We start from the raw sequence: 1,060 nt of genomic DNA on the forward strand, positions 1-1,060 counted from the left end.
GTGGCGGCGGCAACGACGGTGTCGTAATTGCCGGCGAGCGAAACGATCAGCGCGGCCAGCGGCTCGGCGAGATTGTTGGCGAGCGAGGCGTCCTCGGCGACCAGCACCTTGGCGACGCCCGAAAGCTTGGAGGCTTGCTCGGCAATCCCTTTGACGTTCTGACCGGCAACCAGCACATGCACGTCGGTTCCGGTCCCACTGGCGATCTTCGTTGCCGCCGCCAGCGCCTTCGCCGTCTGGTCGGAAAGGTGGCTGTTGTCGTGGTCAGCCAGAAGCAGAATGGCCATGGTAGAATTCTCCCTTTCGATCGAGCTCAACGATCCGTTCCGGATCGGAGCTCATGAGTCTGAAGTGGTTCATGCGTTTGTCCGGAAGCCGGTGTCGCTTTCCGGACGCATGAACTTAAAGCACGCCGGCTTCGGTCTTGAGCTTGTCGACGAGCTCGGCGACCGTCTTCACCTTGACGCCGGCCTTGCGGCCGGAGGGCTCTTCGGTCTTCAAGACTTTCAACCGCGGCGCCGTGTCGACGCCGAAATCGGCCGGAGTCTTCTTATCGAGCGGCTTCTTCTTCGCCTTCATGATGTTCGGCAGCGAGGCATAGCGCGGCTCGTTGAGGCGCAGATCGGTGGTGACGACCGCCGGCAGCTTCAGTTCGACCGTCTGCAGGCCGCCGTCGACCTCGCGGGTAACGTTGACCTTGCCGTCGCCGATCTCGACCTTGGAGGCAAAGGTGCCCTGGGCCCAGCCGAGCAATGCCGACAGCATCTGGCCGGTCTGGTTGGAATCGTCGTCGATCGCCTGCTTGCCGACGATGATCAGCCCCGGCTGTTCGGCCTCGGCGACTTGCCTGACGATCTTGGCCACAGCGAGCGGCTCGACCTGATCCTCGGTCTCGACCAGGATCGCCCGGTCGGCGCCCATGGCGAGCGCGGTCCTGAGCGTCTCTTCCGCCTTGGCCGGGCCGATCGACACGACCACCACTTCACTCGCCTTGCCGGCTTCCTTCAGCCGCAGCGCCTCTTCGACCGAGATCTCGTCGAAGGGGTTCATCGACATCTTC

At 63.6% G+C, this 1,060-nt stretch carries 2 protein-coding genes; both read right to left on the reverse strand.

Annotated elements, in window-relative coordinates:
• Positions 1 to 287: adenine nucleotide alpha hydrolase family protein (locus CN933_RS31185; protein ID WP_522954426.1), on the reverse strand; the 287-nt coding region annotated here is incomplete at its 3' end.
• A gap of 115 nt (positions 288 to 402) precedes the next feature.
• On the reverse strand, positions 403 to 1,060 hold a 658-nt coding region (locus CN933_RS31190; RefSeq protein ID WP_102763426.1), incomplete at its 5' end, for an electron transfer flavoprotein subunit beta/FixA family protein.

Origin of the sequence: Sinorhizobium sp. M4_45, assembly GCF_002885915.1 — a bacterium.
Lineage (GTDB): Bacteria > Pseudomonadota > Alphaproteobacteria > Rhizobiales > Rhizobiaceae > Sinorhizobium > Sinorhizobium meliloti_A.